A 22,772-nucleotide genomic window follows, 5' to 3' on the forward strand; every position below is an offset into this window, starting at 1 on the left:
CCCGTTTGCGGTCGACCGAGAGGTGAACCACTCAAGAGACCCGAGTCACGTGACGGCTTACTTCTCAGTCGACCGTAGACGGGTGGTGGGTGGGTGGGTGGGCATAGGCCTTGGGGGCAGGCGCAGACAGGTCGTTGGTGGGCAGAGGTCCGGGGGGGCGGGCCCGTTCGTTTTGCTTCTACGGCACCTTCTCGACCGACCGTAAACGGGTGGGCGAGTGCGCAAGGGGGGTCCAGGGCGCGGAGCTCCCTGGGAACGGTGCCGGGTGCCTACAGGAACGCCAGGTCCACAACCCAGAACGAGCACGCCGCCACGATCGCCGCCGCCGGCATCGTGATGAACCACCCCATCACGATGTTCTTGGCAACACCCCACCGGACAGCGTTGACCCGCTTCGTCGCCCCGACACCCATGATCGCCGAGGTGATGACATGCGTCGTGGACACCGGCGCCTTGAAGAGATACGCGGTGGTGAACATGATCGCCGCCCCGGTCGTCTCCGCGGCGAAACCCTGCGGAGGATCCAGCTCGATGATCTTCCGCCCCAGCGTCCGCATGATCCGCCAGCCACCCGCGTACGTCCCCAGCGACAGCATCAACGCGCAGACGATCTTCACCCAGACCGGAATCGGATCGCCGTAGGTCGAGTGGCCGGAAATCACCAGCGCCATCACCACGACACCCATGGTCTTCTGCGCGTCCTGGAGACCGTGACCGAGAGCCATCCCCGCCGCGGAGACGGTCTGAGCGATACGGAATCCCCGCTTGGCCTTGTGCGGATTGGACTTCCGGAAGATCCACATGATCGCCGTCATCACCAGATAACCGCCGACCAGACCCACGACCGGCGACACGAACATCGGCACGATGACCTTGTCGACGACCCCGTGCCAGATGACATCCGTGCCGCCCGCGAGCGCGGCCCCGACCATGCCCCCGAACAACGCGTGCGAGGACGACGACGGCAGCCCGAAGTACCAGGTGACCAGGTTCCAGGTGATCGCACCGACCAGCGCGGCGAAGAGGATCCCCATCCCCTTCGACCCCTCGGGCGTCTCGATCAGCCCCTCACTCACCGTCTTGGCGACCCCGGAACCGAGAAACGCACCCGCGAGATTCATGACCGCGGCCATCGCAAGCGCCGCGCGCGGGGTGAGCGCCCGTGTCGAGACCGACGTAGCGATGGCGTTCGCGGAGTCGTGGAAACCGTTCGTGTACGTGAAAAAGAGCGCGACCAGGACGGTCACGACCAGAGCGAAGGTGTCCATGGAGAGGTCAGGACTCCTTGACGGCGATGGTCTCCACCGTGTTCGCCACGTGCTCGAACGCGTCCGCCGCTTCCTCCAGCACATCCACGATCTGCTTGAGTTTCAGCACCTCGATGGCCTCGTACTTGCCGTTGAAGAGCATGGCCAGCAGCTTGCGGTGGATCTGGTCGGCCTGGTTCTCCAGCCGGTTGACCTCGATCCAGTACTCGGTGAGGTTGTCCATCGTGCGCAGATTCGGCATGGCCTCCGCGGTGAGTTCCGCCGCCCGCGCCAGCACCTCGATCTGCTGCTCGACGCCCTTGGGCAGTTCCTCCACGTTGTAGAGGACGACCAGGTCGACGGCCTCCTCCATGAAGTCCATGATGTCGTCGAGGCAGGAAGCGAGGTTGTAGATGTCCTCGCGGTCGAAGGGCGTGATGAAGGAGGAGTTCAACTGGTGGAAGATCGCGTGCGTGGCATCGTCACCGGCGTGTTCCGCGGCCCGCATACGCTCTGCGATCTCGGCCCGGCCGGCGGTGTCCGCCCCGAGCAGTTCCATGAGGAGTTTCGAGCCCGTGACGATGTTGTCCGCGGACGCGGCGAACATGTCGTAGAAGCTCGTCTCCCTGGGGGTCAGACGAAAGCGCACAAGGGGTCCTCGGGATGCATCGGTTTCGGTCAGGCTGATGCTAAGTGCATCATCCGGCCACGGCTAATGGGCCGTCCCCCAGTGTCGCCCATCAGGCACAGTGATCCGCACGGGGGCGTACCAAGGTCCCTATACCCAGCAAAGTTCGTTACGATATACCCACTAGGGGTATATGTCTGGAGGACGCGATGGACGCCATGACGACCACCGAGGCCGGCGCGGCGGCAGCGCCCTCCGAACCGACGCGGGAATCGACGCGGGAGCCGGTCCAGGAATCAGCTCAGGAACCGGTGACGCACGGTTACCACCACCAGAAGGACGAGCACCTCAAGCGCCTGCGCCGGATCGAGGGCCAGGTCCGCGGTCTGCAGCGCATGGTCGACGAGGACGTCTACTGCATCGACATACTCACCCAGGTGTCCGCCTCCACGAAGGCCCTGCAGTCGTTCGCGCTGCAGCTCCTGGAGGAGCACCTGCGGCACTGCGTCGCCGACGCGGCGGTCAAGGGCGGCGAGGAGATCGACGCGAAGGTCGACGAGGCGACGAAGGCGATCGCCCGACTCCTGCGCACGTGACCAACCAGTTGAATCGGTCTGACCGGTTAGTCGGGCGCACAGGAGGCGTCCCGCTCCTCGGCGACCTTCAGCACCTCGTCGATGCTCTCCAGGCTGAGCCGGTCCTCGGCGGCCGAGGCCGCGATGATCAGGTCGCCGCACAGCTCGATCTCGGCGAGGGCCACGTGGTCCTGAACTGCCGTACCGCCGACCGGAGCCACGTGCATCACCTCTTCTCTGCCGTCACCGACTTCCTAGAGTAGGGAGCGGTCTACACAACGCGCATGGCACGGACGGGCTAGTCCTCACACCGACCCACACCGATCGGTTCAGGTCACTTCTCGGCGATCTGCCCGGCGTAGATGTCCTTCGACGCCGGAAGTCGTACGTCCACGGGGGCCCCGAAGTCGTACAGCAACGTCGTCGAGGCGACCGCCACGGTGCTGCGGCGCTGCCCGTTGACGAAGCTGAACCGCTGCCGGACCTTGCGGACGCGCCCCCGGTCGTCGAGGTAGACGTCGAAGGGCACCCGGGCGGTGGCGAACCCTTTCGCCGCCGACCTCAGAGCCGCCTCGTTCCCCGCCGACGCGCTCCGCGCGGCGACGGCGAGATCGGCGACCCCCCGATAGTGACGCACGGAGGCGCCGGCCACCTCCGTCTTCCCCAGATACGTCGCGGTAGTCGTCCCGCGCAGCAACTCGGCGGCGGCATAGGGGTCGGTGGCCCCGCCGGTCACGAGGTTCCCGTCGGACAGTGTCCCGGTGTCGACCCGTACCCATTTGTCGGCGGGCACCCCGGCGCCCCGGTTCTTCATGAACAGGGCGCCCGGCGCGAGGAGTTCGATGATCGGCCGGTGCTCGCTGGCGCCGGCCGGGTCCTGCGGCAACTGCACCTTCAGCCGGCCGAGCTGTCGGCGGAAGTCGTAGACGCCCTCGCCGCGGATGGTCACGCGGGTGCCGCCGGTGGCCATCTCCATGGACGTACGGGCCTGTGAACTCCCCGCCGCCATCAGGGAGTCGGCCGTGCGCCGCACCACCGCGACGGCGTCCCCGGCGCCCCGCGCGTCCGCGGTCGCCGCCCCGTCACCGGCACTGCATCCACCGGCGCCGACACAGACCCCGACCATGAGTCCCGCCGCGACGACCGCCCCGCCGGCTCTCCCCCAGTCTCGGCTCCGCTCGACCGGGGGGACCCCCATCTGCTGCCGCTCCATAGCCTGCCGTACCCCCGTACGTCGTCACGGGCCCTGTCGTTCCGCTTAACGACGGGTAGGTGGGCCCGTCACGCGGTGTCGCGGCCGTACAACCGCCCTATGACCACCCCGCGACCGCCATACGAGCGCTTTACCGGGGCTCGGTAACGTTGTCGGAGTGGCGCAGCAGGACGGACGACAGGCTCCCCCCGAACATCCCGAACTTCCGGAACACCCCGAGCTTCCGGAACATCGCACGACGACAGTCGAGCAGGGCCCTTTCTGCTTCGCCCGCTGCGTCTGCGGCTGGCGGGGTCCGGCGAGACGGGCCAGAAGCCAGGCCAGGACGGACGCCGCGGGGCACCCGCCTGTTCCGAACCTGTGACATGCCCGCGAGAACTTGTGGGGCCCGGGCCGTATCTCATTCCACGTAACCCCACAGGAGGCGAAATGGAACGGCGTTCGTTCATAGGTGGCGGCGTGGCCGCGATAGCGGCGGTCGCGACGACCGCGTGCAGCGGCGGCAAGGGCACCGGCAGCGGTGACGCGGCCACCACCGCGACCAACGCCTCCAAGGCGACCGGCACGACGGGACTGCGCACCACCAGCGCCGCGGCCGCCGCCAACTGGGCCGCCCTGGCCCGTGAGCTGGACGGCACCCTGGTCCGCCCCGGTGACGCCTCCTGGAAGACGGCCCACCAGCTCTACAACACCCGCTTCGACTCGCTGAAGCCGGCCGCGGTGGCGTATGTCGCGAACCCCGACGACATCCGCTCCGTCCTCTCCTACGCCCGCGCCCACAACATCCGCGTCGCGATCCGCAACGGCGGCCACTCCTACGCGGGCTGGTCCTCCGGCGACGGCCGCCTGATCGTCGACGTGTCGAAGCTGAACAAGATCCGGGCGAGCGGTTCCTCCGCGGTCGTCGGCGCCGGCGCCAAGCTGATCGACGTCTACCGGGGACTCGCCGCGAAGGGCGTGACGATCCCCGCGGGCTCCTGTCCGACGGTCGGCGTCTCCGGCCTCACCCTGGGCGGCGGCCACGGCGTGGTCTCCCGGGCGTACGGCCTGACCTGCGACAGCCTCACCCAGGCCACGCTGATCACCGCCGACGGCAAGCAGCTGGTGGCCAACGCGAGCGAGAACAAGGACCTGTTCTGGGCGCTGCGCGGCGCGGGCAACGGCAACTTCGGCGTCGTGACGGAGCTGCAGTTCAAGACGCACGCGGCGCCCCAGGCCGTATCGGGGTATCTGACCTGGCCGTCGTCGATGGCGGCGGCCGTGGTGAAGGCCTGGCAGGAGTGGGGCCCGGACCAGCCCGACGAGATCTGGTCGTCCTGCCACCTGACGAACACGCCCGGCGGCACCCCTCGCGTCTCCGTGGCCGCCTTCTCGCTGGGCACCTACAACGAACTCCAGAACGCGGTCGACAAGCTGGCCCACCTGGTCGGCGGCAACGCGTCGAGCGTCTCCCTGAAGCGGCACACGTACGAGGAGTCGATGGACGCGTACGCGGGCTGCACGTCGTTCTCGACGGACGCCCAGTGTCATCTGCCGGGGTCGACCCCGGGCCGTTCCCCGCAGGGCGCGCTGGGGCGGGAGACCTACGTGGGCCGCTCCGACTTCTTCGACCGCTCGATCTCGGCCACGGGCATCCAGACGATGCTCAACCAGATGAAGGCGGTCCGCGGCAACTCGGGCGACATCGCGCTGACGGCCCTGGGCGGCGCGGTCAACCGTGTCTCCCCCACGGCGACGGCATTCGTCCACCGCCGCTCCCGCATCCTGGCCCAGTACATAGTCTCCTGGCCCTCCGGCACGGCCGGCACCTCGGCCCAGTCCTGGCTGACGGCGTTCCACAACGCGATGAAGCCGTACGCCTCCGGCGCGGCCTACCAGAACTACACAGACCCGACTCTTACAAACTGGCGCAAGGCGTACTACGGCGACGCGTCAACCCGCCTGGCAACGCTGAAGAAGCAGTACGACCCGAACCACTTCTTCACGTACCCGCAGGGGCTGTAGGGGGACTCTGTCAGCTCCGGTCCCGCAGCGCCCCAAAGGGGCGCGAGGAACTGCGCGACCAGCCACAACGAACCCGCAGACGAAGCACCGACCTCCAGGCGGAGCCTTACGCCGCGAGGTCCCGCTCCTCCGTACCGGAGGGCTCCGTACGCGCCCCCGGAATCACGGCGTCCTGCCCCACGCGGCGGGCGTCGGCGGACCGGACCAGCCAGCCGCCCCACGCCGAGGCCTCGACCGCCTTGAGAACCGGCGTGAGCAGGGCCATGGCGACCGGGGAGAGGAGGAGGGCGACGGCGGTGCCGAGCGCGAACCCGCCGATCACGTCGGTCGGATAGTGCACGCCCATGTAGACCCGGCAGAACCCTTCGAGCAGCGCGAGCCCGATGCCCGCCAGCCCGAACCGCCGATCCGCGACGAACAACGCGACCCCCATCGCCATGGTGATGGTGGCGTGGTCGCTCACGAAGGAGTAGTCGGTCTTACCGGAGATCAGGACATCAAGCCCGGTGTGGTCGAGGAAGGGCCGGGGCCGCTCCACGAACCCGCGTATGGGCACGTTCACGAGGACGGCGAGCGAAGCGGCGAGCGGCGCCCACACGAGCGCGGCCACGGAGGACGCGGAATCCTCGGCCACACGCCGCCGCACGGACCACCAGCACCACACCACGAGCAGCACCATCGCGACGAGCAGCCCGTACTCACCGACGAACTCCACGCCCCGGTCGAACCAGTGCGGTGCGTCCTTGGCGAGGCCATTGATGTCGTAGAGCAGATCGACGTCGGGATTGGACCCGGATTCGGCGAGTACAGCCATGGTGCTGCGGCTCCTTCGTCGTAGTTCCGGGCGCACCTCTCGTGCGCATTACTGAACAGGAACGCACGGTCTCACTTAATACGTTCCACCCTCTACCGAATGATCACTCAGACGTTATCGAAGAGAGACTCATCGCCGCAGCTCAGGGGGTGGGTTCACGCTCGGTTCACACCGTCGTGGGGAGCGCTTTCGCGCCATCTTCGGTGACCCGGGTGGCCCCGAAGTAATCGGGGGTGTCAATGGGGTCGAACCGGATCACAGCACCCGTCCGGGGCGCGTCGATCATGTACCCGCCGCCGACATAAATCCCCACATGCCGGATGGCCCGGGAATTGGTCAGGTCGTCCGAGAAGAACACCAGATCTCCCGGCAGCAATTCGGCCCGCTGCGGATGCGGTCCCGCGTTGTACTGATCGTTCGCGACGCGCGGCAGCGTGATCCCCGCACTCGCGAACGCGGCCTTGGTCAGCCCCGAGCAGTCGAAGCGCCCGCCCTGGTCGGCGGTACCGTTCCCGCCCCACAGGTAGGGGGTGCCTAGCTTGCCCTGGGCGTACGTGATGGCGGTGGCGGCCTGCTCGGAGGGATCGACCCGGCTGACGGGCGCGGCGAAGCTCTGCGACAGCGTCGTGATCGTCTTCACGTAGTTCTTGGTCTCCGAGTACGGCGGCACACCCCCGTACTTGATGACCGCGTACGCCCCCGCGTTGTACGAGGCGAGCATGTTCGCCGTCTGGTTCCCCGGCACGTCCTTCACGTACGAGGCGAGCTCGCAGTCGTACGTCGCGGCCGACGGAATCGCGTCATTCGGATCCCATACGTTGCGTACGCCGTCGCCGTTGCCGTCGATCCCGTGCGTGGCCCAGGTCCCCGGGATGAACTGCGCTATCCCCTCGGCCTTCGCCGGGCTCTTCGCGTTCGGGTTGAACCCGCTCTCCTGGTAGAGCTGGGCGGCGAGCAGCGCGGGGTTGAGGGCGGGGCAGAGGTTGCCCCACTTCTGCACGAGCGCCGAATACGCCGTCGGCACCGCGCCCTTGGCGAGCGCGATGCTCCCGCCGCCGGCCCCGTTGACGAGGTTCCCGGCGACGAGGTAGACCCCGACGACGAGCAGCATCACAAAGCTGAGCCCCAGCCCAGCCGCGACCCCACCGGCCACCCATACTTTTCGCACGGCTCAACCCTCCCCCATGTCAGCCCTGTTCAAGGCCATTTCCGGGGAGGGTGGCGGCATTTCGCCGTGCTTCCACCACATCTGACGCGTATTCAGCGAGTCGACGGCACCTTGCACCGCGCCTTACAGCGCCCTTTTGCGGGCGAGTCGTCGCATTGCGGGTCAGTCGTCTTACTACGGGCTGGTCGCCGCACCACGGACCAGTCGTCCTACTGCGGGCTGGTCGCCGCACCACGGACCAGTCGTCCTACTACGGGCTGGTCGCCACACCACGGGACCAGTCGTCCTACTGCGGACCAGTCGCCGTACTACGAGGCAGTCGTCGCGTCCTTGTACAATTCGGCCGCCTCTTTACCGAACACGACGCTGTACGAGATATCGGGTGTCAGGCCGCCCTGCTCATGGCCGCCGATGACGCCCACGACCTGCTGGTCCCCGTTGACCCAGGGACTGCCGCTGGTGCCGCCGGTGAAGCCTGGGCAGTCGATGCGCTGCTGGGTGCTGCTGTGCTGGGTGGGCTTGTTGGTGCAGCTGATGGGCTGGTCGGTGGCGGAGGGATACCCGGTGACGGTCACGGCGGTGGCGCCGGTCGCCATCCCGGTCGTGAACCGGTCGGCCCCGACCACGTCCTCGATGTTCTTGCCGCCCACCTCGACGACCGTGGCGAAACCGATGTCGCTGTCCTCGGCCTGCCCCTTGGACCACCCGTCCGGCAGGAACCGCTGCTCGATCTTCCACACCCCGTAGGGAGCATTGCCGTCCCGGTAGCCGGGCACGAACACATCACCGGGGTCGCCGTCCAGGCAGTGCGCCGCGCTGACGATGAGGTTGCGCCCCGCGCTGTGCACCACGGACGCGGTGCAGTGGTGCCCGCCGGCCAGGCTGGTGGCATGGGCCGCCCCGAACAGTGCGCCCACCCGCACGCTCTGCTTGCTCACCTCGGTCACGGTGGTCACGCCGAACGGCCCGGGACCGTCGTCGGCGGTCGCCACGGACGCGGAGGTAAGGGCCAGCGTCACCACGGCGACAAACAGCGCGTACCTGCGGTTGCCCGCGAGGCGAGCGGAACGGGAGATGCGTGAGCTGCGCTTCATCGGGCCCCACTCTGTCCCACGAAGGTGAGAAAGGACGTCGACGTTTACTGAGATTTCCCTGTGAGCGGCGCGTTCGCGCTTCGGTCGACGCTTGGTCCGGCGGTCAGTCCACCGTACTGTCCGTCCGTCCCTCCCGCCTCTCCTGCGCGATACTCGACGTCTCCCCGGCACTCGACGAAGGAAACCCCGTGTCTGACATCCCCCCCGACCTCACCTGGGAACGAGCGGCCCCGCCGGACGCGACGGGCCCCGGACCCTGGATCGAGCTCGCCTTCGGCGAGGGAGACGACGGCGAGGCCCCGGTCTACATCCGCGAGACCAGCGACCCGGAGAACGTCGTCACCACCAACCGCCGCAAGTGGGACGCCTTCGTACTCGGCGTACAGGCAGGCGAGTTCGACCACTTCGTGGAGGGCGTGGCGGACGTAGAGCACGTCGGGGACTCAGGGGACGCGGAAGACGACCCGGGGAAGAACCCGCCGCATGCATAGAAGCCGTGTCTTCGCCCTCCTGATCGACACCCCCGGCCCGGAGGCCGCCGCGGCCGCGGCCTTCTGGTCGGCGGCGCTCGGCGCCCCCGCCGAACCGGTGCCCTCGGAGGAGCAGTTCACGACCCTGCACGAGGCAATTCCCGGCCTGGTCACGGCGGTTCAGTCGATCGACGACACCGACTCCCGCTTCCACATCGACATCGAGACCGACGACGTGGAGGCGGAGACCGCCCGCCTCCTCACCCTCGGCGCGACGCAGATCTCCCGCTGGCTGGAGTGCCGGATCCTGCGCGCCCCCGGCGGCCACCTGCTCTGCGTCCTGCCGGTGCACAGCGACCCGGCCGACTTCAACGCCCGCGCCCGCACCTGGAGTTAGCGCGCGGCGCTCACCAACGGGAACACCGCCCCCGTAAGCCCCTCCGACGCTTCCCACAACCGCTCCGCCGCCGCCACATCGCTCGCCGCCGGGCTCCGCCCCACCAGCGTCGGCGCCCCGCGCATCTCCATCGGCCCGCTCGGGCCGACGAAACTCGCGCCCGGAAGATCCTGGGTCGCCGCGAAGAGCGTCGGCAGGGCGCCGCCCTTGTCGTCCTGGGCCACGACCTTGTTGCCGACGGCCATGAGCACGCGCGTGACCGGGTTCGCCGTATGGCTCTGGAGGTTGGTCGCCGCCCAGCCCGGGTGGGCCGCGAGGGAGCGGACGGGCGAGCCCGACTCCGTGAGCCTGCGCTGGAGTTCGAGCGTGAAGAGCAGGTTGGCGAGCTTGGACTGGGAGTACGCGCGCTGCGGGCTGTAGATGCCGTCCAGGTTCAGGTTCTCGAAGTGGATCACGCCGTCGCCCATCCGGTGGGCGCCGGAGGAGACGGTCACCACCCGGTCGGTGATGTGCGGCAGCAGCAGGTTCGTGAGGGCGAAGTGGCCCAGGTGGTTGGTGCCGAACTGCATCTCGAAGCCGTCGCGCGTCCGCCGCTCGGGGAGCATCATCACGCCGGCGTTGTTGATGAGCAGGTCCAGCGACCCGTCCCACCCCTCGGCGAACTCCCGTACGGACGCCAGATCCGCGAGATCCAGCCGCCGCACCTCGGTACTCCCGCTCACCTTGGCCGCCGCGGCCCGCCCCCGCTCCAGGTCCCGTACGGCGAACACGACATGCGCGCCCGCACGGGCCAGCTCGGCGGCGGCGGCGAGGCCGATCCCGCTGTTGGCACCGGTGACGACAGCGGTACGCCCGGAGAGATCAGGAATCCGCCCCGCGTCCCACTTGCCCTTGCTACTGCCCTTGCCGCTGATGTCCTTGCCCGTCTTGTCCATGCCTCCCAATGTAGGCAACGCCAACAATGCTGTCAATGACAACAATGGTGACGGTGACAACAATGTCGGCGCCGACAACATCGGGATACGATGGTTCGCATGCCTGTACGCCCCTATCACCACGGAGACCTGCGCTCCGCCCTGCTCGCGAGCGCGGAGCGCACCCTGCTGGAGAAGGGGGTGGCAGCGCTGTCCCTGCGCGAACTCGCCCGGGACGTCGGGGTGAGCCACGCCGCCCCCGGCCGCCACTTCAAGGACAAGCAGGCCCTCGTCGACGCCCTCGCCCTGGCCGGCTTCGAGCGCATGACAAAGAAGCTGAACGCCGCCGACAGCCCCGAGCTGCCACTCGAAGCCCGCCTCACCGAACTGGCCACGGCGTACGTCCACTTCGCGGTCTCGAACGCCGAGCTGCTGGAGGTCATGTACTCCCGCAAGCACGACGCGGACATCTCCGAGCAGCTGCGGGCGGCCGCGGACGGGACGACGACCCAGTTCGTACGGATCGTCGCCGACGCCCAGGAGCGGGGCGAGATCATCCCCGGCACCCCCTGGACCATCGCCCTCGTCCTCGGCTCCGCCCTCCACGGCACAGCCTCCTTCGCAGCCCAGGGCACCCTCACCCCGGAGGCCGCGGTCACCGGCATCCCCGCCCTGATCCACCACTTGCTGAACGGCCTCACACCCCGCTAGCCACACCCCCGGTGACGCTTGTCAACGCGCGTCCCGCTGTGGAGTTCCCGTGGAGAGAGTCAAGGCCGGGCCATCGCCGCGCCATCCCGGCGCCATTGACCAGCAATCCCCCAACCCCCTTGAGTAACGCGGAAGTCAGGATTCCGGAACCCTTCTTGTTGTCACGTACTCAACAAGAGATGGTCGTCGCGGGCCGCCGCCCCCACCGGGAACCTCACCGGTGGACCCCCCACCCGCAGGCCTCTGCCCACCTCTCTCTGGAGGCTGTACGTTGCGTACGTCACTCCCCAATTCCCCCCACATACGCGGCAACTGGCGCAGACTCGGCTCCGCCGCCGCCGCGACCGCCGCGCTCCTGATCGCCGGACTCGGCACCGCGGCCCACGCGAGCGCGGCCGCCGACACCACTGCGAGCACCAAGAAGGTCAGTGCCAGGACCATCGCCGCACAGGTCGCCAAGGCCCACGTGCAGTACACGAAGGCCGGCTGCGGCGCGACCCCGAAGAAGGGCTACGCCGCGTGTAACGCGCTCCGTGTCACCAGCGGCACCACCGCCTTCATGGAGAAGCAGGCCGCGCTCAAGGGCGTCGTCGCGAAGACCATCTCCCCGAAGGCCGCCTCCGACGACCCCACCGGCTACGGCCCCTCGGACATCCAGTCCGCCTACGGCCTGACGAGCGCCGCCTCCTCCAGCGGCTCCGGCGAGACCGTCGCCATCGTCGACGCCTACGACGACCCGAACGCCGAGTCCGACCTCGCGACCTACCGCTCGTACTACGGCCTCTCGGCCTGCACGACGGCCAACGGCTGCTTCAAGAAGGTCAGCCAGACCGGCTCGACGAGTTCCCTCCCGACCGCCGACAGCGGCTGGGCCGGCGAGGAGTCCCTCGACGTCGACATGGTCAGCGCGACCTGCCCGAGCTGCAACATCCTCCTGGTCGAGGCGGAGTCGGCCACCGACGCCGACCTGGGCACCGCGGTGAACGAGGCCGTGAAGCTGGGCGCCAAGTTCGTCTCGAACTCCTACGGCGGCTCGGAGTCCTCCTCCGACACGTCGTACGACACCTCGTACTACAAGCACCCGGGCGTCGCCATCACCGCCAGCGCGGGCGACGAGGCCTACGGCGCCGAGTACCCGGCCGGTTCGCAGTACGTGACGGCCGTGGGCGGCACCAAGCTGTCCACCTCCTCAGCCTCCCGCGGCTGGACCGAGAGCGTCTGGAAGACCAGCAGCACCGAGGGCACCGGCTCCGGCTGCTCGGCCTACGACGCCAAGCCCACCTGGCAGACCGACACCGGCTGCACCAAGCGCATGATCTCCGACGTCTCCGCGGTCGCCGACCCGGCCACCGGCGTCTCGGTCTACGACACCTACGGCGACGACGGCACCGGCTGGGGCACCTACGGCGGCACCAGCGCCTCGTCCCCGATCATCGCGAGCGTCTACGCCCTCGCCGGCACCCCCGGCAGCAGCGACTACCCGGCCAAGTACCCCTACGCCAAGGCCGGCAGCTCCGCCCTGAACGACGTGACGAGCGGCAACAACGGCACCTGCTCGACGAGTTACTTCTGCACCGCCGGCTCGGGCTACGACGGCCCGACCGGCTGGGGCACCCCTGAGGGCGTGTCCGCCTTCACCGGCTGACGCACTCCCGCAGAACCTCCCCGTCGGGTCACGGGGAGCCGTCGGCACAGGGGGACGTGGGGTCCCCTCGGCGGAGCAAGTGGCAACGGGCCGCGGCAACCAGCCGCGGCCCGTTCGCCATGTGCTAAGCGACTGCGTGACCAGTGGAAATCCCGTGGAAACACTGTGAGTTGGGTCAAGCAGGAGCCACTCGATGGCCATCGGACAGCCATCGGAAAGTAAGGCCCAGACCCCGTTCGGCAATACGGAGGTCAGGATTCCAGCAGCCTCTTGTTGTCGCGTACTCAACAAGGGATCGTCATCGCGGGCCGCCCCCCAGCGCCGGGGAAACCGTACCGGCGACACGCACCCGCACTGCCCCTGTTCCACCGACTCAGGAGGCTGCACCTTGCGTACCACGACCCCCGACTCCCCCCACACGCACGGTAGATGGCGCCGCACAGGGTCCGCCGCCATAGCCACCGCCGCGCTGGTGTTCACCGGCCTCGGCACCGCCGTACAGGCCGACGCGGCGCAGAGCGCCACCACCTCCACCGCGGTGACCTACGCCGCGACCCCCTGTGCGACCCCCAAGCACACGGGTGACCTCACCTGCAAGTCCTACCGCGTCACCGGCGGCCTCACCGCCTTCCAGAAGATGCAGGCCGCGAAGACCGGCATCACCCCCAAGGCCGCCGACGCGTCGACCCCCTCCGGCTACAGCCCGACCAACCTCCGCTCCGCCTACGGTCTGACCTCCGCCGCCGCCTCCAACGGCTCCGGCGAGACGATCGCGATCGTCGACGCGTACAACGACCCGAACGCGGAGTCCGACCTCGCGACCTACCGCTCGTACTACGGCCTCTCGGCCTGCACGACGGCCAACGGCTGCTTCAAGAAGGTCAGCCAGACCGGCTCCACCACCTCGCTGCCCACCAGCGACGCCGGCTGGTCCGAGGAGATCTCCCTCGACCTCGACATGGCGAGCGCGATCTGCCCGCTGTGCAACATCACCCTCGTCGAGGCCACCAGCGCCAGCTACGCCAACCTCGGCACCGCCGAGAACGAGGCCGTCACCCTGGGCGCCAAGTTCGTCTCCAACTCCTACGGCGGCTCCGAGTCCTCCTCGCAGACGACGTACGACACCTCGTACTACAAGCACGCGGGCGTGGCCATCACCGTCTCCTCCGGTGACAGCGCCTACGGCGCCGAGTACCCGGCAACGTCCCAGTACGTCACGGCCGTCGGCGGCACCAAGCTCTCCACCTCCTCCACCACCCGCGGCTGGACCGAGGCCGTCTGGCGCACCTCCAGCACCGAGGGCACCGGCTCCGGCTGCTCCTCCTACGACGCCAAGCCGACCTGGCAGACCGACACCGGCTGCACCAAGCGCATGGAGTCCGACATCTCCGCCGTCGCCGACCCCGCCACCGGCGTCTCCGTCTACGACTCCTACGGCGTCACCGCCGGCTGGTACACCTTCGGCGGCACCAGCGTCTCCGCGCCGATCATCGCGGGCGTCTACGCCCTGGCGGGCACCCCGGCCAGCGGCACCTACCCGGCGCAGTACCCCTACGACTACGCGGGCACCTCGTCCCTCAACGACGTGACGAGCGGCTACAACGGCACCTGCTCGACGGCGTACTTCTGCACCGCCGAGACCGGCTACGACGGCCCGACCGGCTGGGGCACCCCGGAGGGCGTCGCGGCCTTCACCAACTGACGGTGACCTGCCCCCCACCCTGAACTGATCCTCAGTCACATGTCGTGCCACAGTGGGTCGTGGGGGCCACACCTGGCACGGGAGAACGGGCCGCGGCATCCAGCCGCGGCCCGTTCATCATGAGAACATCAAGGCGAACCGAATCCAGTAATCAGGGGCTAACGACCAAACCACGCACAGGTTCCGCTCCGGCCTCGTTGCCCGGCGTTACCTACCGTGATACACAGAGTGACCGTACGGGGTATTCGTACGAAACCCGCCAATCAATGACGCCAAGTCGACATCCGACGGCGCCTTTGTCGGCGACAATGATGCCTGACCTCTGCGCACCAGCAGGGGATGCGGAACTACCCACCAGGGGCGGTGACTTACATGCTCTTCGCGGCCGGCAAGGGAGACATCAACACCATCATCGGGGGGATCGCTCCGGACTGGGGCCCCTTCGGCAGCCTGGGTAACGAGGCGAAGGTGATGATCGAGGTCGTGATGGCGGTCGCCATCCTGCTCTGCCTCGGGATCGCCGTATGGGGTGCGGCCAAACAGCGCATCGGCGCGACGGCGCTCCGCGACACGTTCAGCGCGGAACAGGGCAAGGGACTCATCGTCGCCGGCCTGACCGGCGTCTTCATCATCGGCTCCCTCGGCACCCTCTTCACGATCGTGTACGGCATGGCCGTATAGCCGAGCCCGGCCCGTCCCCCTCTCCCCACCCCCACCCGCCCGTCGTGCCCACCGGCTGAGGTTGCGTTTCCCTGATGTCGAGTCACCACTCCGCGCCCGCGCGGGAACCAGCACGGCTACCGTCGTACTTCCAGATGTTTCTGGACGACGGCGAAGGGGCGTACCCGGCATGAGTCCCGGAGACGAGCACGAGACCTCCGGCGGTTACGGCGGCACCGGCCAGACCCGCACCCGCCTCCCCCAGGGAACCGGCGGCGACATCTACGGCGGCGCCCGCCGCGGCGGCAGATCATCCTCCTCGAAAAGCCTGGTGACGGTCGTCGGAGTCGTCGTCCTCCTCATCGCCGCAATCGCCTTCGCCAACCGCGGAGACGGCACTTCGTCGTCGAACGACAGCAACACGGCGAGCGGTTCGAAGCCGAACACGGCATCCACGGCGGCGAGCGGGACGAAGCCGGTGCAGACGAAGACCGGGGGGATTCCCTCGGGGTTCGCGCGTACCGAACAAGGAGTGCAGTCAGCGGCGGCGAACTACTCCGTGGCGCTGGGCTCGACCGGCATGTTCCAGAAGGAGATCCGGCACTCGCTCGTGAACTCCCTCTACACGTCCGGTGCCGCGAGCAAACTGACGGGTCCGATGGATCAGGCCTACTCGGCCGACTTCCTCAGCAAGTTGGGCCTCGACGCCAACGGCAACGCACCGACCGGCAGCACGTTCGTCTCCCGCGTGATCCCTGTGGGCGCGACGGTCCAGCAGTACAGCGACAGCGACGCGAAGGTCGCGGTCTGGTACGTGGGGCTCATCGGCATGTCCGGGCAGACCTCGACCGACCCCGTCACCACCTCGTGGAAGACCTGGACCTTCGACCTCCAGTGGTCCAACGACGACTGGAAGATCGTCACGGACTCCCAGAAGGACGGCCCCGCCCCGGTACCCGGCGACGACACGGCCGCCAGCTCGGACGAGATCAGCAAGGCCATCGACGAGTACGGAGGGTTCACGTATGCCCGGTAACCCGCAACGCGTGCTCAGGCTCGCCGGAGCCGTGACCGCCGTACAGACGTCGCTCGTGCTGCTGGCCACCCATGCCGCGGCCGCGACCCCCAGTCCGTCGCCCTCGGCGTCCAAGAGCGCCGACTCCTGCAAACTCATCGTCGGCGAAGCCAAGAAGTACTGCCAGCGCGGCAACGAGAAGAGCACCACCACCACCAACCCCGGCGTCACCGACACCCTCGACCCCCTCTCCTCCCTCGGAAAGGGCTGCGCCGAAGCCGCCTCCTGGACCATCGACAAACTCAGCGACGCCGTAAAAGAAACCGCGAACGTCGACTTCACGAACCCCAGGTTCCTTCAGCAGTACGCCGTCGTCTTCGCCGCGTCCACGATCCTCACGCTCCTCCTGTGGCTGCTCGCGGTAGCGAAGCGCGCGGTCCGAGGCGTCCCCCTCACCACCGCCATCTCCGAGGCCATCGGCTTCCTCTGGCTCACGGTCATCGCCTCCGCGTTCACCCCCCTGATCCTGTACACCGTCGTCTCCGCCACGGACGGCATCACAGAGGTCCTCGCGAAAACCACCGGCAACCAGACCGACACCTTCTTCGGCAACTTCTCCGGCGCCCTCGCCAAGGGCAACAACATCGGCGGCGGCCCGATCATGCTGATCGTGGTCTCCCTGGTGTCGATCCTCGCCGCCGGCGTCCTCTGGCTGGAGCTCGTCATCCGCGCCGCCCTCCTCTACGTCGGCGCCCTCCTCGGCACCGTCGTCTACGCGGGCCTCGTCGACAAGAACCTGTGGGGCCACGTCCGCCGCTGGGCCGGCATCATGATCGCGGTGATCCTGGTGAAACCGGTCATCGTCATCGTGCTGGGCCTGGCCGGCGCCCTGTCCACCGCCGACGGCCCGGACTCGTTCTCCGCCGTCGTCTCCGGCCTCGCGATCATCCTGCTCGCCATCTTCGCCAGCGCGATGATCTACCGCTTCGTCCCCGGCTTCGGCGACGAGATCGCCGGCGGCCGCAACAACCGCATCATGCAGGGCGCCGAGGGCAAGGCCGCCGCGGTCATCAGCTCCCCGGCGACCATGGTCGCCCAGGGCATCAAGACCCACAGCGCCCGCACGAACGACGGCGGGGGCGGCCAGTCCTCGTCCGGCGGCGGCGCCCGCCCGTCCAACCCGGTCTCCGGCGGCGTCGCGGCCCACAGCAGCCGCCCGTCGAGCGGCGGCGGCGGAGCCGTCCCCTCCGCCGCGCCCCCGCCCCGCCAGAGCCCGGCGAACACCCCGCACGCCAGCAACGCCCGCAACAACCGCACGGGAGGTGAAGGGCGTTGACGACAGAGTCCCACCTGTCCCATCCGATCACGCCCCGCCGGACATATCTCATCGGCCGTGCCCGGCCGAACGCGATCGTCGGCAAGAATCGCGAGACCGGCGAGATCGCGCTCATCATCGTGGGCGCGTTCCTCGGCATGATGAGCGGACTCCTCGTCCCCGTCCTGTCCCTGCGCATCGTGCTGCTGACGGGCTTCCCGATGCTCGCGCTGATGGCGGTCTACGTGCCGTACAAGCGCCGCACGTTCTACAAGTGGTTCGAGATCAACCGCAGTTACAAGCGGACGCTGCGCAACGGCACGGCGTACCGCTCCTCCGTCATGGAGGCCGGCGTCCACCTCGACGGACGCGAGGTCGAGATCGGCCCGCCGCCCGGGATCGGCCGCATCAACTGGCTGGCCGCCCCCTTCGGCCCGGACGAGATCGCCGTACTCCTGCACGCCGACCGCCGTACGGTCACCGCGGCGATCGAGATCGAGGGCCCGGGCGTCGGCCTGCGCGACAGCGAGGACCAAGAGGCCCTCGTCGACCGCTTCGGCACGCTCCTCAAGCACGTGGCGAACGGCGACGGCTTCGTCACCCGCATCCAGATGCTCGCCCGCACCCTCCCCGCCGACCCGGACGCGCACGCCAAGGACGTCGCCCAGCGCGGCGACGAGAAGTCGCTGAGCTGGCTGCAGCAGTCGTACGACCAACTGCAGTCGATGGTGTCCACCAGCAGCGAGCAGCACCGCGCCTACCTCGTCGCCTGCATGCACTTCAACCGCGAACTCTCCGCCGAGGCCCACGCGATGGCCCGCGCCTCGCGCCCCCACGCGGGCCGCAAACTCGACCGCGACGCCGGCCTCGCGGTCGTCATGGCACGCGAACTCACCGACATCTGCTCGCGGTTGCAGGAGGCGGACATCCGCGTACGGCAGCCGCTGGGCCAGGGCCGGCTCGCCTCGCTCATCCACTCCATGTACGACCCGGACCACTCCATCGACCACCTCCAGGCGATGACGAAGCGCAACGCCTGGCCGGCCGAACTCGACGCCATGGAACCGACGTTCCTCCAGGCGAAGACCCGTGAGTCGTCGACCCGCGAACCGTGGTGCCACGCCACCGCCTGGGTGAAGGAGTGGCCGATGACCCCGGTCGGCGTGAACTTCCTGGCGCCCCTCCTCGTCCACACCCCGGACGTGATCCGCACGGTCGCCGTCACGATGGACCTCGAACCCACCGAGGTCGCCATCGAGCGCATGCTGACCGAGAAGACGAACGACGAGGCCGACGCCTCCCGCGCCGCCAAGATGAACCGCACCGTCGACCCCCGTGACGTGGCCGCCCACGGCCGCATGGACCAGCGCGGCGAGGACCTGGCGAGCGGCGCGGCCGGCGTGAACCTGGTCGGCTACATCACCGTCTCCTCCCGCAACCCCGAGGCCCTCGCGCGCGACAAGCGCACGATAAGGGCGTCCGCCGGCAAGTCGTATCTGAAGCTGGAGTGGTGCGACCGCGAGCACCACCGCGCGTTTGTGAACACACTGCCGTTCGCCACCGGCATCCGGAGGTAGGGCTCAGATGCGGGATCCGCTGTCCATCCTCACCGACGCCTTCACGTCCTTCCTCTTCGGAAAGATCGAGTCCACCCGGCTCCCGGTCCGCACCTCGACGGGCCAGGCCCAGGCGGTCTACCTGCCGACCGCCGCCCCCGGCCTCGGCGACTCGGGCGTCATCATCGGCCGCGAGGTCTACTCCGGCAAGGGCTACATCTACGACCCCTTCCAGCTCTACGGCCAGCAACTCCCCGCCCCCCACTGGCTGGTGCTCGGCGAGTCGGGCAACGGCAAGTCGGCCCTGGAGAAGACGTACGTCCTACGACAACTGCGCTTCCGCGACCGCCAGGTGGTCGTCCTGGACGCACAGGGCGAGGACGGGGTCGGCGAATGGAACCTGATCGCGGAGGAGTTGGGAATAACTCCCATCCGCCTGGACCCAACTGCCGCCCTGGACATGGGGATCCGCCTCAACCCCCTCGATCCCGCGATCACCACCACGGGCCAACTCGCCCTGCTCCGCACCATCATCGAGGTGGCGATGGGCCACGGCCTCGACGAACGCTCCGGCTTCGCGCTGAAGGTGGCGCACGCCTACGTCAACGAGACGATCGTCGAACGCCAGCCGGTCCTCATGGACATCGTCGAGCAACTACGGCACCCCGAACCGGAGTCGGCCGAGGCGATGAACGTCGCCATAGACGACGTACGGGCGTGGGGCCTGGACGTGGCACTCGTCATCGACCGTCTGGTCGACGGTGACCTCCGCGGCATGTTCGACGGCCCGACGACGGTGGGCATCGACCTCGACGCCCCCCTCATCGTCTTCGACCTGTCCCACATCGACCGCAACTCCATCGCCATGCCCATCCTGATGGCGATCGTCGGCGTCTGGCTGGAACACACCTGGATCCGCCCCGACCGGAAGAAGCGCATCTTCCTGGTCGAGGAGGCCTGGCACATCATCAACAGCCCCTTCGTGGCCCAACTCTTCCAGCGCCTGCTGAAGTTCGGCCGACGGTTGGGTCTGTCGTTCGTGGCGGTGGTCCACCACTTGTCGGACGTCGTCGACGGAGCGGCCGCGAAGGAAGCGGCGGCGATCCTGAAGATGGCCTCGACGCGAACGATCTACGCCCAGAAGGCGGACGAAGCCCGGGCAACCGGGCGGGTGTTGGGACTGCCACGCTGGGCGGTGGAGATCATCCCGACCCTCACCCCCGGCATCGCGGTCTGGGACGTCAACGGCAACGTCCAGGTGGTCAAACACCTGATCACCGAGACCGAACGCCCGCTCGTCTTCACCGACCGCGCGATGACCCAGTCCTCCCGCGACCACGACCAAGAACTGACCGACGACGCCCTGCGCGCCGCCGAGTTGGAGGCCGAGGAACGCGCGGCGGCCTTCATGGAACAGCAGTTGAGCGATCTCGACGGCTCCTCCGAGTCCACGGTGGCGTGAGGTGAGATGAGACCGAACGACGAACGGGAGCGCCGAGGAGGCATCCCCGACGGCCTGTTGATCGGCCTGCTCGCCTTCCTCCTCGGCATGACCCTGCTGGTGTGGTCGGCCGCGGGCCTGGCCGCCCTGTTCTCCAAGGGCGGCTGGCCCACAGGCGTGACCTTCGCCCGCACCCCCCTGGCCATGCGCCACCTGATCGCCCAGCCCCACGACATCACGGGCGCCTGGCCGGAAACCCCACCCACCCAACTCTCCGGTTACGGCCTCTTCTGGGGCCTGTTCATCGGCCAGCTGATGGTCCTCCTGGTCCTGACCGTCTTCACCATGGGCACGGTGGCGAGATGGCGAGCGGTACGGGCGAGGACGAGGGCGGAGCGGTCAACGGCGGCGCAGACGCCGGAGGTTCACGAGGTACCGGTACAGAGGACGGAGCCGACGCCGGAGCCGAGAGAACGACAAGAGCCGAGGAACCAACCCGAGCCGGCGCAACGACACGAACCGACGGAACTCCTCGAACAGGCGGCAAGCGTCCCGAACCCCTTGGCTTCCCCGTTTGGCAGCAAACGGGTCGGTGGGTGGGAAAAAATCTTCGTGGCGACACCGGAAAGCCGCCAGACAACAGCCACCCAAGCCGTACGGGACGCAGAAGGCCCAACCCTGGTAGTCACGTCCAACAAGACGGTCTGGCAGGACACAAAAGACGCCAGAGCCAAACTGGGCCCGGTCCTCCTCTACGACCCCACCCACCTCTGCGACACCCCGGCCCGCCTCCACTGGTCCCCCACCACAGCCTGCGAGGACAAACAAACAGCGGTAAAAAGAGCCACCGCCCTCCTCGCCCCGGTAAGACCCACCGCAAAGATCGACCAGGCGGTAGCAGACACAGCCGAAACGCTCCTCCGCAGCTACCTGCACGCCGCCGCGATCGACGGCCGCACCATCCGCCACGTCCACCGCTGGTCCCAGGGCACCCAGATCCAGGACGCGGTACGAATCCTCCGCACCAACCCCAAGGCAGCCCCCGGCGCAGCGGGCGAACTCGAAGCCGCACTCACGTCCCACCCCGAACGCCGGGACATCGCCCAGGAGTTGACGAGCCGCGCGCTCTCCTCCCTCTTCACGGTCAACATCCGCGAAGCCTGCACACCCAACCGAACTGACGCCCTCTCCTTGGATTCCTTCGCCAACGAAGGGGGCACGCTTTATCTGGTCGGTGAATCCATCGAGGACCCCCGTACGAACCCGGGCGCGATGCCTCTCCTCACCGCCCTCGCATCAAGCGTGGTCGAGCGCGGCCGGCACATGGCCGAACGGTCATCGGCCGGTCGCCTCGACCCACCAATGACGCTTGTCCTGGACGACGTAGCCGCCGTGGCCCCGCTCCCCCAACTCCCGGAACTCCTCGCCACAGGAGCGGACCGAGGCCTGCCGACCCTGGCCCTCCTCCGCTCCAGAGAACAGGCCAGAGCCCGCTGGCCCCACCACGAACTACCGGTCTAGCAAGCGGACTTACGGCGGCTACGGCTACGGCCGCTCGACCACCATCTCCAGCTCACGCTCGTCCGGGTTCCCGCCCAACGGCACGGTGACGCCCGTGGGGACGAAGCCGACCTTGCCGTAGAACCGCCGGGCCCGCTCGTTGTCCTCGTGCACGATGAGCCGCACCCGCTCGACCCCGCGCCCCCAGGCCCACTCCAGGGCCGCGTCGAAGAGCACCTCGGTCAGCCCGATGCCCCGGACCTCCGGCCGCACGAACACCCCGACGAGGTGCCCCTGCTTCCGCTCGACCGCAAAGCCGGCCCAGTCGACCGTCCCGGCCTCCTCAAGCAGCACGGTCACCGTCCCGACCCACTCCCCGTCCGGCCCCTCGGCAATGATCTGCTGAGCCCCATCGGCGCCTTCGGCGGCCCCTACGGCCCGCTCCTGATAGAAGGAGTCCGGCCGGGCCAGCGCCGCGTCGTAGGTCTCCAGGAAAGCGAGATGCGCGACGGGATCCTGCAGGGCAACGAGCCGCAGCTCCTTCGCCGCGGCCCACTCGTCGGCGCGTATCGAACGGATCTTGTAGTTCATGTCAGCCACGGTAACCGAAACGCAGAAAACCCCCGTACCGGATTAACGGTACGGGGGTTTTCGCAATATTTGTTCGGCGGTGTCCTACTCTCCCACAGGGTCCCCCCTGCAG

General features: G+C 68.5%; 23 protein-coding genes. 14 read left to right on the forward strand and 9 right to left on the reverse strand.

Annotated elements, in window-relative coordinates; translation table 11 throughout:
* Positions 1-269: 269 nt before the first annotated feature.
* Both ACFWP5_RS44490 and ACFWP5_RS44495 read right to left on the reverse strand, forming a co-directional pair.
* A complete protein-coding gene (locus ACFWP5_RS44490) occupies positions 270-1,268 on the reverse strand; it encodes an anion permease (protein WP_384170598.1) in 999 nt (332 codons plus the stop codon).
* Positions 1,269-1,275: 7 nt separating this feature from the next.
* Positions 1,276-1,896, reverse strand: coding sequence for a DUF47 domain-containing protein (locus ACFWP5_RS44495; RefSeq protein ID WP_026151758.1), 621 nt, complete (start codon positions 1,894-1,896; stop codon positions 1,276-1,278).
* A gap of 197 nt (positions 1,897-2,093) precedes the next feature.
* Between ACFWP5_RS44495 and ACFWP5_RS44500 the strand changes: the two genes are divergently transcribed.
* The gene (locus tag ACFWP5_RS44500; RefSeq protein WP_384170634.1) at positions 2,094-2,471 is read left to right on the forward strand and encodes a metal-sensitive transcriptional regulator; all 378 of its coding nucleotides are present in this window, start codon (positions 2,094-2,096) and stop codon (positions 2,469-2,471) included.
* A gap of 26 nt (positions 2,472-2,497) precedes the next feature.
* Here the strand turns inward: ACFWP5_RS44500 and ACFWP5_RS44505 are convergent, their stop codons facing one another.
* Both ACFWP5_RS44505 and ACFWP5_RS44510 read right to left on the reverse strand, forming a co-directional pair.
* Positions 2,498-2,677 carry a hypothetical protein gene (locus tag ACFWP5_RS44505; protein WP_384170600.1) on the reverse strand — a complete coding sequence of 60 codons (180 nt, stop codon included), beginning with the start codon at positions 2,675-2,677 and terminating at the stop codon, positions 2,498-2,500.
* 107 nt (positions 2,678-2,784) lie between these two features.
* Entirely contained in the window at positions 2,785-3,648 is an 864-nt protein-coding gene (locus ACFWP5_RS44510; protein ID WP_384170602.1) for a hypothetical protein, read from the reverse strand.
* Between the two features lie 172 nt (positions 3,649-3,820).
* Here ACFWP5_RS44510 and ACFWP5_RS44515 point away from each other — a divergent pair, with 172 nt between their 5' ends.
* Entirely contained in the window at positions 3,821-4,027 is a 207-nt protein-coding gene (locus ACFWP5_RS44515) for a hypothetical protein (RefSeq protein WP_384170604.1), read from the forward strand.
* A gap of 65 nt (positions 4,028-4,092) precedes the next feature.
* Positions 4,093-5,667 carry an FAD-binding oxidoreductase gene (locus tag ACFWP5_RS44520; RefSeq protein ID WP_384170606.1) on the forward strand — a complete coding sequence of 525 codons (1,575 nt, stop codon included), beginning with the start codon at positions 4,093-4,095 and terminating at the stop codon, positions 5,665-5,667.
* Between the two features lie 106 nt (positions 5,668-5,773).
* Here ACFWP5_RS44520 and ACFWP5_RS44525 read toward each other — a convergent pair whose 3' ends face one another.
* The 3 genes from ACFWP5_RS44525 to ACFWP5_RS44535 form a co-directional block, all read right to left on the reverse strand.
* On the reverse strand, positions 5,774-6,481 hold the full coding sequence (locus ACFWP5_RS44525) for a phosphatase PAP2 family protein (protein ID WP_384170607.1): 708 nt from the start codon (positions 6,479-6,481) through the stop codon (positions 5,774-5,776).
* A gap of 166 nt (positions 6,482-6,647) precedes the next feature.
* Positions 6,648-7,592, reverse strand: coding sequence for an NlpC/P60 family protein (locus ACFWP5_RS44530; protein ID WP_384170636.1), 945 nt, complete (start codon positions 7,590-7,592; stop codon positions 6,648-6,650).
* Positions 7,593-7,957: 365 nt separating this feature from the next.
* On the reverse strand, positions 7,958-8,743 hold the full coding sequence (locus tag ACFWP5_RS44535) for a trypsin-like serine peptidase (protein WP_384170609.1): 786 nt from the start codon (positions 8,741-8,743) through the stop codon (positions 7,958-7,960).
* A gap of 188 nt (positions 8,744-8,931) precedes the next feature.
* Between ACFWP5_RS44535 and ACFWP5_RS44540 the strand changes: the two genes are divergently transcribed.
* Both ACFWP5_RS44540 and ACFWP5_RS44545 read left to right on the forward strand, forming a co-directional pair.
* Positions 8,932-9,234 carry a DUF397 domain-containing protein gene (locus tag ACFWP5_RS44540; protein ID WP_384170610.1) on the forward strand — a complete coding sequence of 101 codons (303 nt, stop codon included), beginning with the start codon at positions 8,932-8,934 and terminating at the stop codon, positions 9,232-9,234.
* On the forward strand, positions 9,227-9,610 hold the full coding sequence (locus ACFWP5_RS44545; RefSeq protein ID WP_384170612.1) for a VOC family protein: 384 nt from the start codon (positions 9,227-9,229) through the stop codon (positions 9,608-9,610). The genes ACFWP5_RS44540 and ACFWP5_RS44545 overlap by 8 nt, the downstream gene beginning before the upstream one ends.
* Here ACFWP5_RS44545 and ACFWP5_RS44550 read toward each other — a convergent pair.
* On the reverse strand, positions 9,607-10,545 hold the full coding sequence (locus tag ACFWP5_RS44550) for an oxidoreductase (protein WP_384170614.1): 939 nt from the start codon (positions 10,543-10,545) through the stop codon (positions 9,607-9,609). The genes ACFWP5_RS44545 and ACFWP5_RS44550 overlap by 4 nt on opposite strands.
* A gap of 99 nt (positions 10,546-10,644) precedes the next feature.
* On the opposite strand from ACFWP5_RS44550, the gene ACFWP5_RS44555 reads away from it, so the two are divergent.
* From ACFWP5_RS44555 to ACFWP5_RS44595, 9 genes are all read left to right on the forward strand, one after another.
* On the forward strand, positions 10,645-11,235 hold the full coding sequence (locus ACFWP5_RS44555; protein ID WP_384170616.1) for a TetR/AcrR family transcriptional regulator: 591 nt from the start codon (positions 10,645-10,647) through the stop codon (positions 11,233-11,235).
* A 271-nt stretch (positions 11,236-11,506) separates the two neighbouring features.
* A complete protein-coding gene (locus tag ACFWP5_RS44560) occupies positions 11,507-12,880 on the forward strand; it encodes a peptidase S8 (protein WP_384170618.1) in 1,374 nt (457 codons plus the stop codon).
* Positions 12,881-13,268: 388 nt separating this feature from the next.
* On the forward strand, positions 13,269-14,582 hold the full coding sequence (locus ACFWP5_RS44565; RefSeq protein WP_384170620.1) for a peptidase S8: 1,314 nt from the start codon (positions 13,269-13,271) through the stop codon (positions 14,580-14,582).
* 372 nt (positions 14,583-14,954) lie between these two features.
* A complete protein-coding gene (locus ACFWP5_RS44570) occupies positions 14,955-15,263 on the forward strand; it encodes a hypothetical protein (protein ID WP_384170622.1) in 309 nt (102 codons plus the stop codon).
* Positions 15,264-15,432: 169 nt separating this feature from the next.
* Entirely contained in the window at positions 15,433-16,278 is an 846-nt protein-coding gene (locus ACFWP5_RS44575; RefSeq protein WP_384170624.1) for a hypothetical protein, read from the forward strand.
* Positions 16,268-17,593 carry a hypothetical protein gene (locus ACFWP5_RS44580; RefSeq protein ID WP_384170626.1) on the forward strand — a complete coding sequence of 442 codons (1,326 nt, stop codon included), beginning with the start codon at positions 16,268-16,270 and terminating at the stop codon, positions 17,591-17,593. Before ACFWP5_RS44575 ends, ACFWP5_RS44580 begins: the two co-directional genes overlap by 11 nt.
* Positions 17,590-19,149 (forward strand): SCO6880 family protein, encoded by a 1,560-nt coding sequence (locus ACFWP5_RS44585; protein WP_384170628.1) that lies wholly within the window; start codon positions 17,590-17,592, stop codon positions 19,147-19,149. The genes ACFWP5_RS44580 and ACFWP5_RS44585 overlap by 4 nt, the downstream gene beginning before the upstream one ends.
* A 7-nt stretch (positions 19,150-19,156) precedes the next feature.
* Positions 19,157-20,590: an ATP-binding protein gene (locus ACFWP5_RS44590; protein ID WP_366496558.1), complete on the forward strand. Its 1,434-nt coding sequence runs from the start codon at positions 19,157-19,159 to the stop codon at positions 20,588-20,590.
* Positions 20,591-20,596: 6 nt separating this feature from the next.
* Positions 20,597-22,090 (forward strand): type IV secretory system conjugative DNA transfer family protein, encoded by a 1,494-nt coding sequence (locus ACFWP5_RS44595; protein WP_384170630.1) that lies wholly within the window; start codon positions 20,597-20,599, stop codon positions 22,088-22,090.
* Between the two features lie 24 nt (positions 22,091-22,114).
* Here the strand turns inward: ACFWP5_RS44595 and ACFWP5_RS44600 are convergent, their stop codons facing one another.
* A complete protein-coding gene (locus tag ACFWP5_RS44600; RefSeq protein ID WP_384170632.1) occupies positions 22,115-22,660 on the reverse strand; it encodes a GNAT family N-acetyltransferase in 546 nt (181 codons plus the stop codon).
* Positions 22,661-22,772: the final 112 nt, after the last annotated feature.

The sequence above is a fragment of the Streptomyces sp. NPDC058469 genome (assembly GCF_042721125.1).
GTDB lineage: Bacteria > Actinomycetota > Actinomycetes > Streptomycetales > Streptomycetaceae > Streptomyces.

What these genes read in the sequence shown, in the direction of transcription:
- ACFWP5_RS44545 (WP_384170612.1), top strand. Translation starts at nt 9,227, where the DNA reads ATGCATAGAAGCCGTGTCTTCGCCCTCCTGATCGACACCCCCGGCCCG.
- ACFWP5_RS44520 (WP_384170606.1), top strand. Translation starts at nt 4,093, where the DNA reads ATGGAACGGCGTTCGTTCATAGGTGGCGGCGTGGCCGCGATAGCGGCG.
- ACFWP5_RS44530 (WP_384170636.1), bottom strand. Translation starts at nt 7,592, where the DNA reads ATGCTGCTCGTCGTCGGGGTCTACCTCGTCGCCGGGAACCTCGTCAAC.
- ACFWP5_RS44595 (WP_384170630.1), top strand. Translation starts at nt 20,597, where the DNA reads ATGAGACCGAACGACGAACGGGAGCGCCGAGGAGGCATCCCCGACGGC.
- ACFWP5_RS44490 (WP_384170598.1), bottom strand. Translation starts at nt 1,268, where the DNA reads ATGGACACCTTCGCTCTGGTCGTGACCGTCCTGGTCGCGCTCTTTTTC.
- ACFWP5_RS44550 (WP_384170614.1), bottom strand. Translation starts at nt 10,545, where the DNA reads ATGGACAAGACGGGCAAGGACATCAGCGGCAAGGGCAGTAGCAAGGGC.
- ACFWP5_RS44510 (WP_384170602.1), bottom strand. Translation starts at nt 3,648, where the DNA reads ATGGGGGTCCCCCCGGTCGAGCGGAGCCGAGACTGGGGGAGAGCCGGC.
- ACFWP5_RS44535 (WP_384170609.1), bottom strand. Translation starts at nt 8,743, where the DNA reads ATGAAGCGCAGCTCACGCATCTCCCGTTCCGCTCGCCTCGCGGGCAAC.
- ACFWP5_RS44600 (WP_384170632.1), bottom strand. Translation starts at nt 22,660, where the DNA reads ATGAACTACAAGATCCGTTCGATACGCGCCGACGAGTGGGCCGCGGCG.
- ACFWP5_RS44555 (WP_384170616.1), top strand. Translation starts at nt 10,645, where the DNA reads ATGCCTGTACGCCCCTATCACCACGGAGACCTGCGCTCCGCCCTGCTC.
- ACFWP5_RS44580 (WP_384170626.1), top strand. Translation starts at nt 16,268, where the DNA reads ATGCCCGGTAACCCGCAACGCGTGCTCAGGCTCGCCGGAGCCGTGACC.
- ACFWP5_RS44590 (WP_366496558.1), top strand. Translation starts at nt 19,157, where the DNA reads ATGCGGGATCCGCTGTCCATCCTCACCGACGCCTTCACGTCCTTCCTC.
- ACFWP5_RS44575 (WP_384170624.1), top strand. Translation starts at nt 15,433, where the DNA reads ATGAGTCCCGGAGACGAGCACGAGACCTCCGGCGGTTACGGCGGCACC.
- ACFWP5_RS44505 (WP_384170600.1), bottom strand. Translation starts at nt 2,677, where the DNA reads ATGCACGTGGCTCCGGTCGGCGGTACGGCAGTTCAGGACCACGTGGCC.
- ACFWP5_RS44570 (WP_384170622.1), top strand. Translation starts at nt 14,955, where the DNA reads ATGCTCTTCGCGGCCGGCAAGGGAGACATCAACACCATCATCGGGGGG.
- ACFWP5_RS44500 (WP_384170634.1), top strand. Translation starts at nt 2,094, where the DNA reads ATGACGACCACCGAGGCCGGCGCGGCGGCAGCGCCCTCCGAACCGACG.
- ACFWP5_RS44525 (WP_384170607.1), bottom strand. Translation starts at nt 6,481, where the DNA reads ATGGCTGTACTCGCCGAATCCGGGTCCAATCCCGACGTCGATCTGCTC.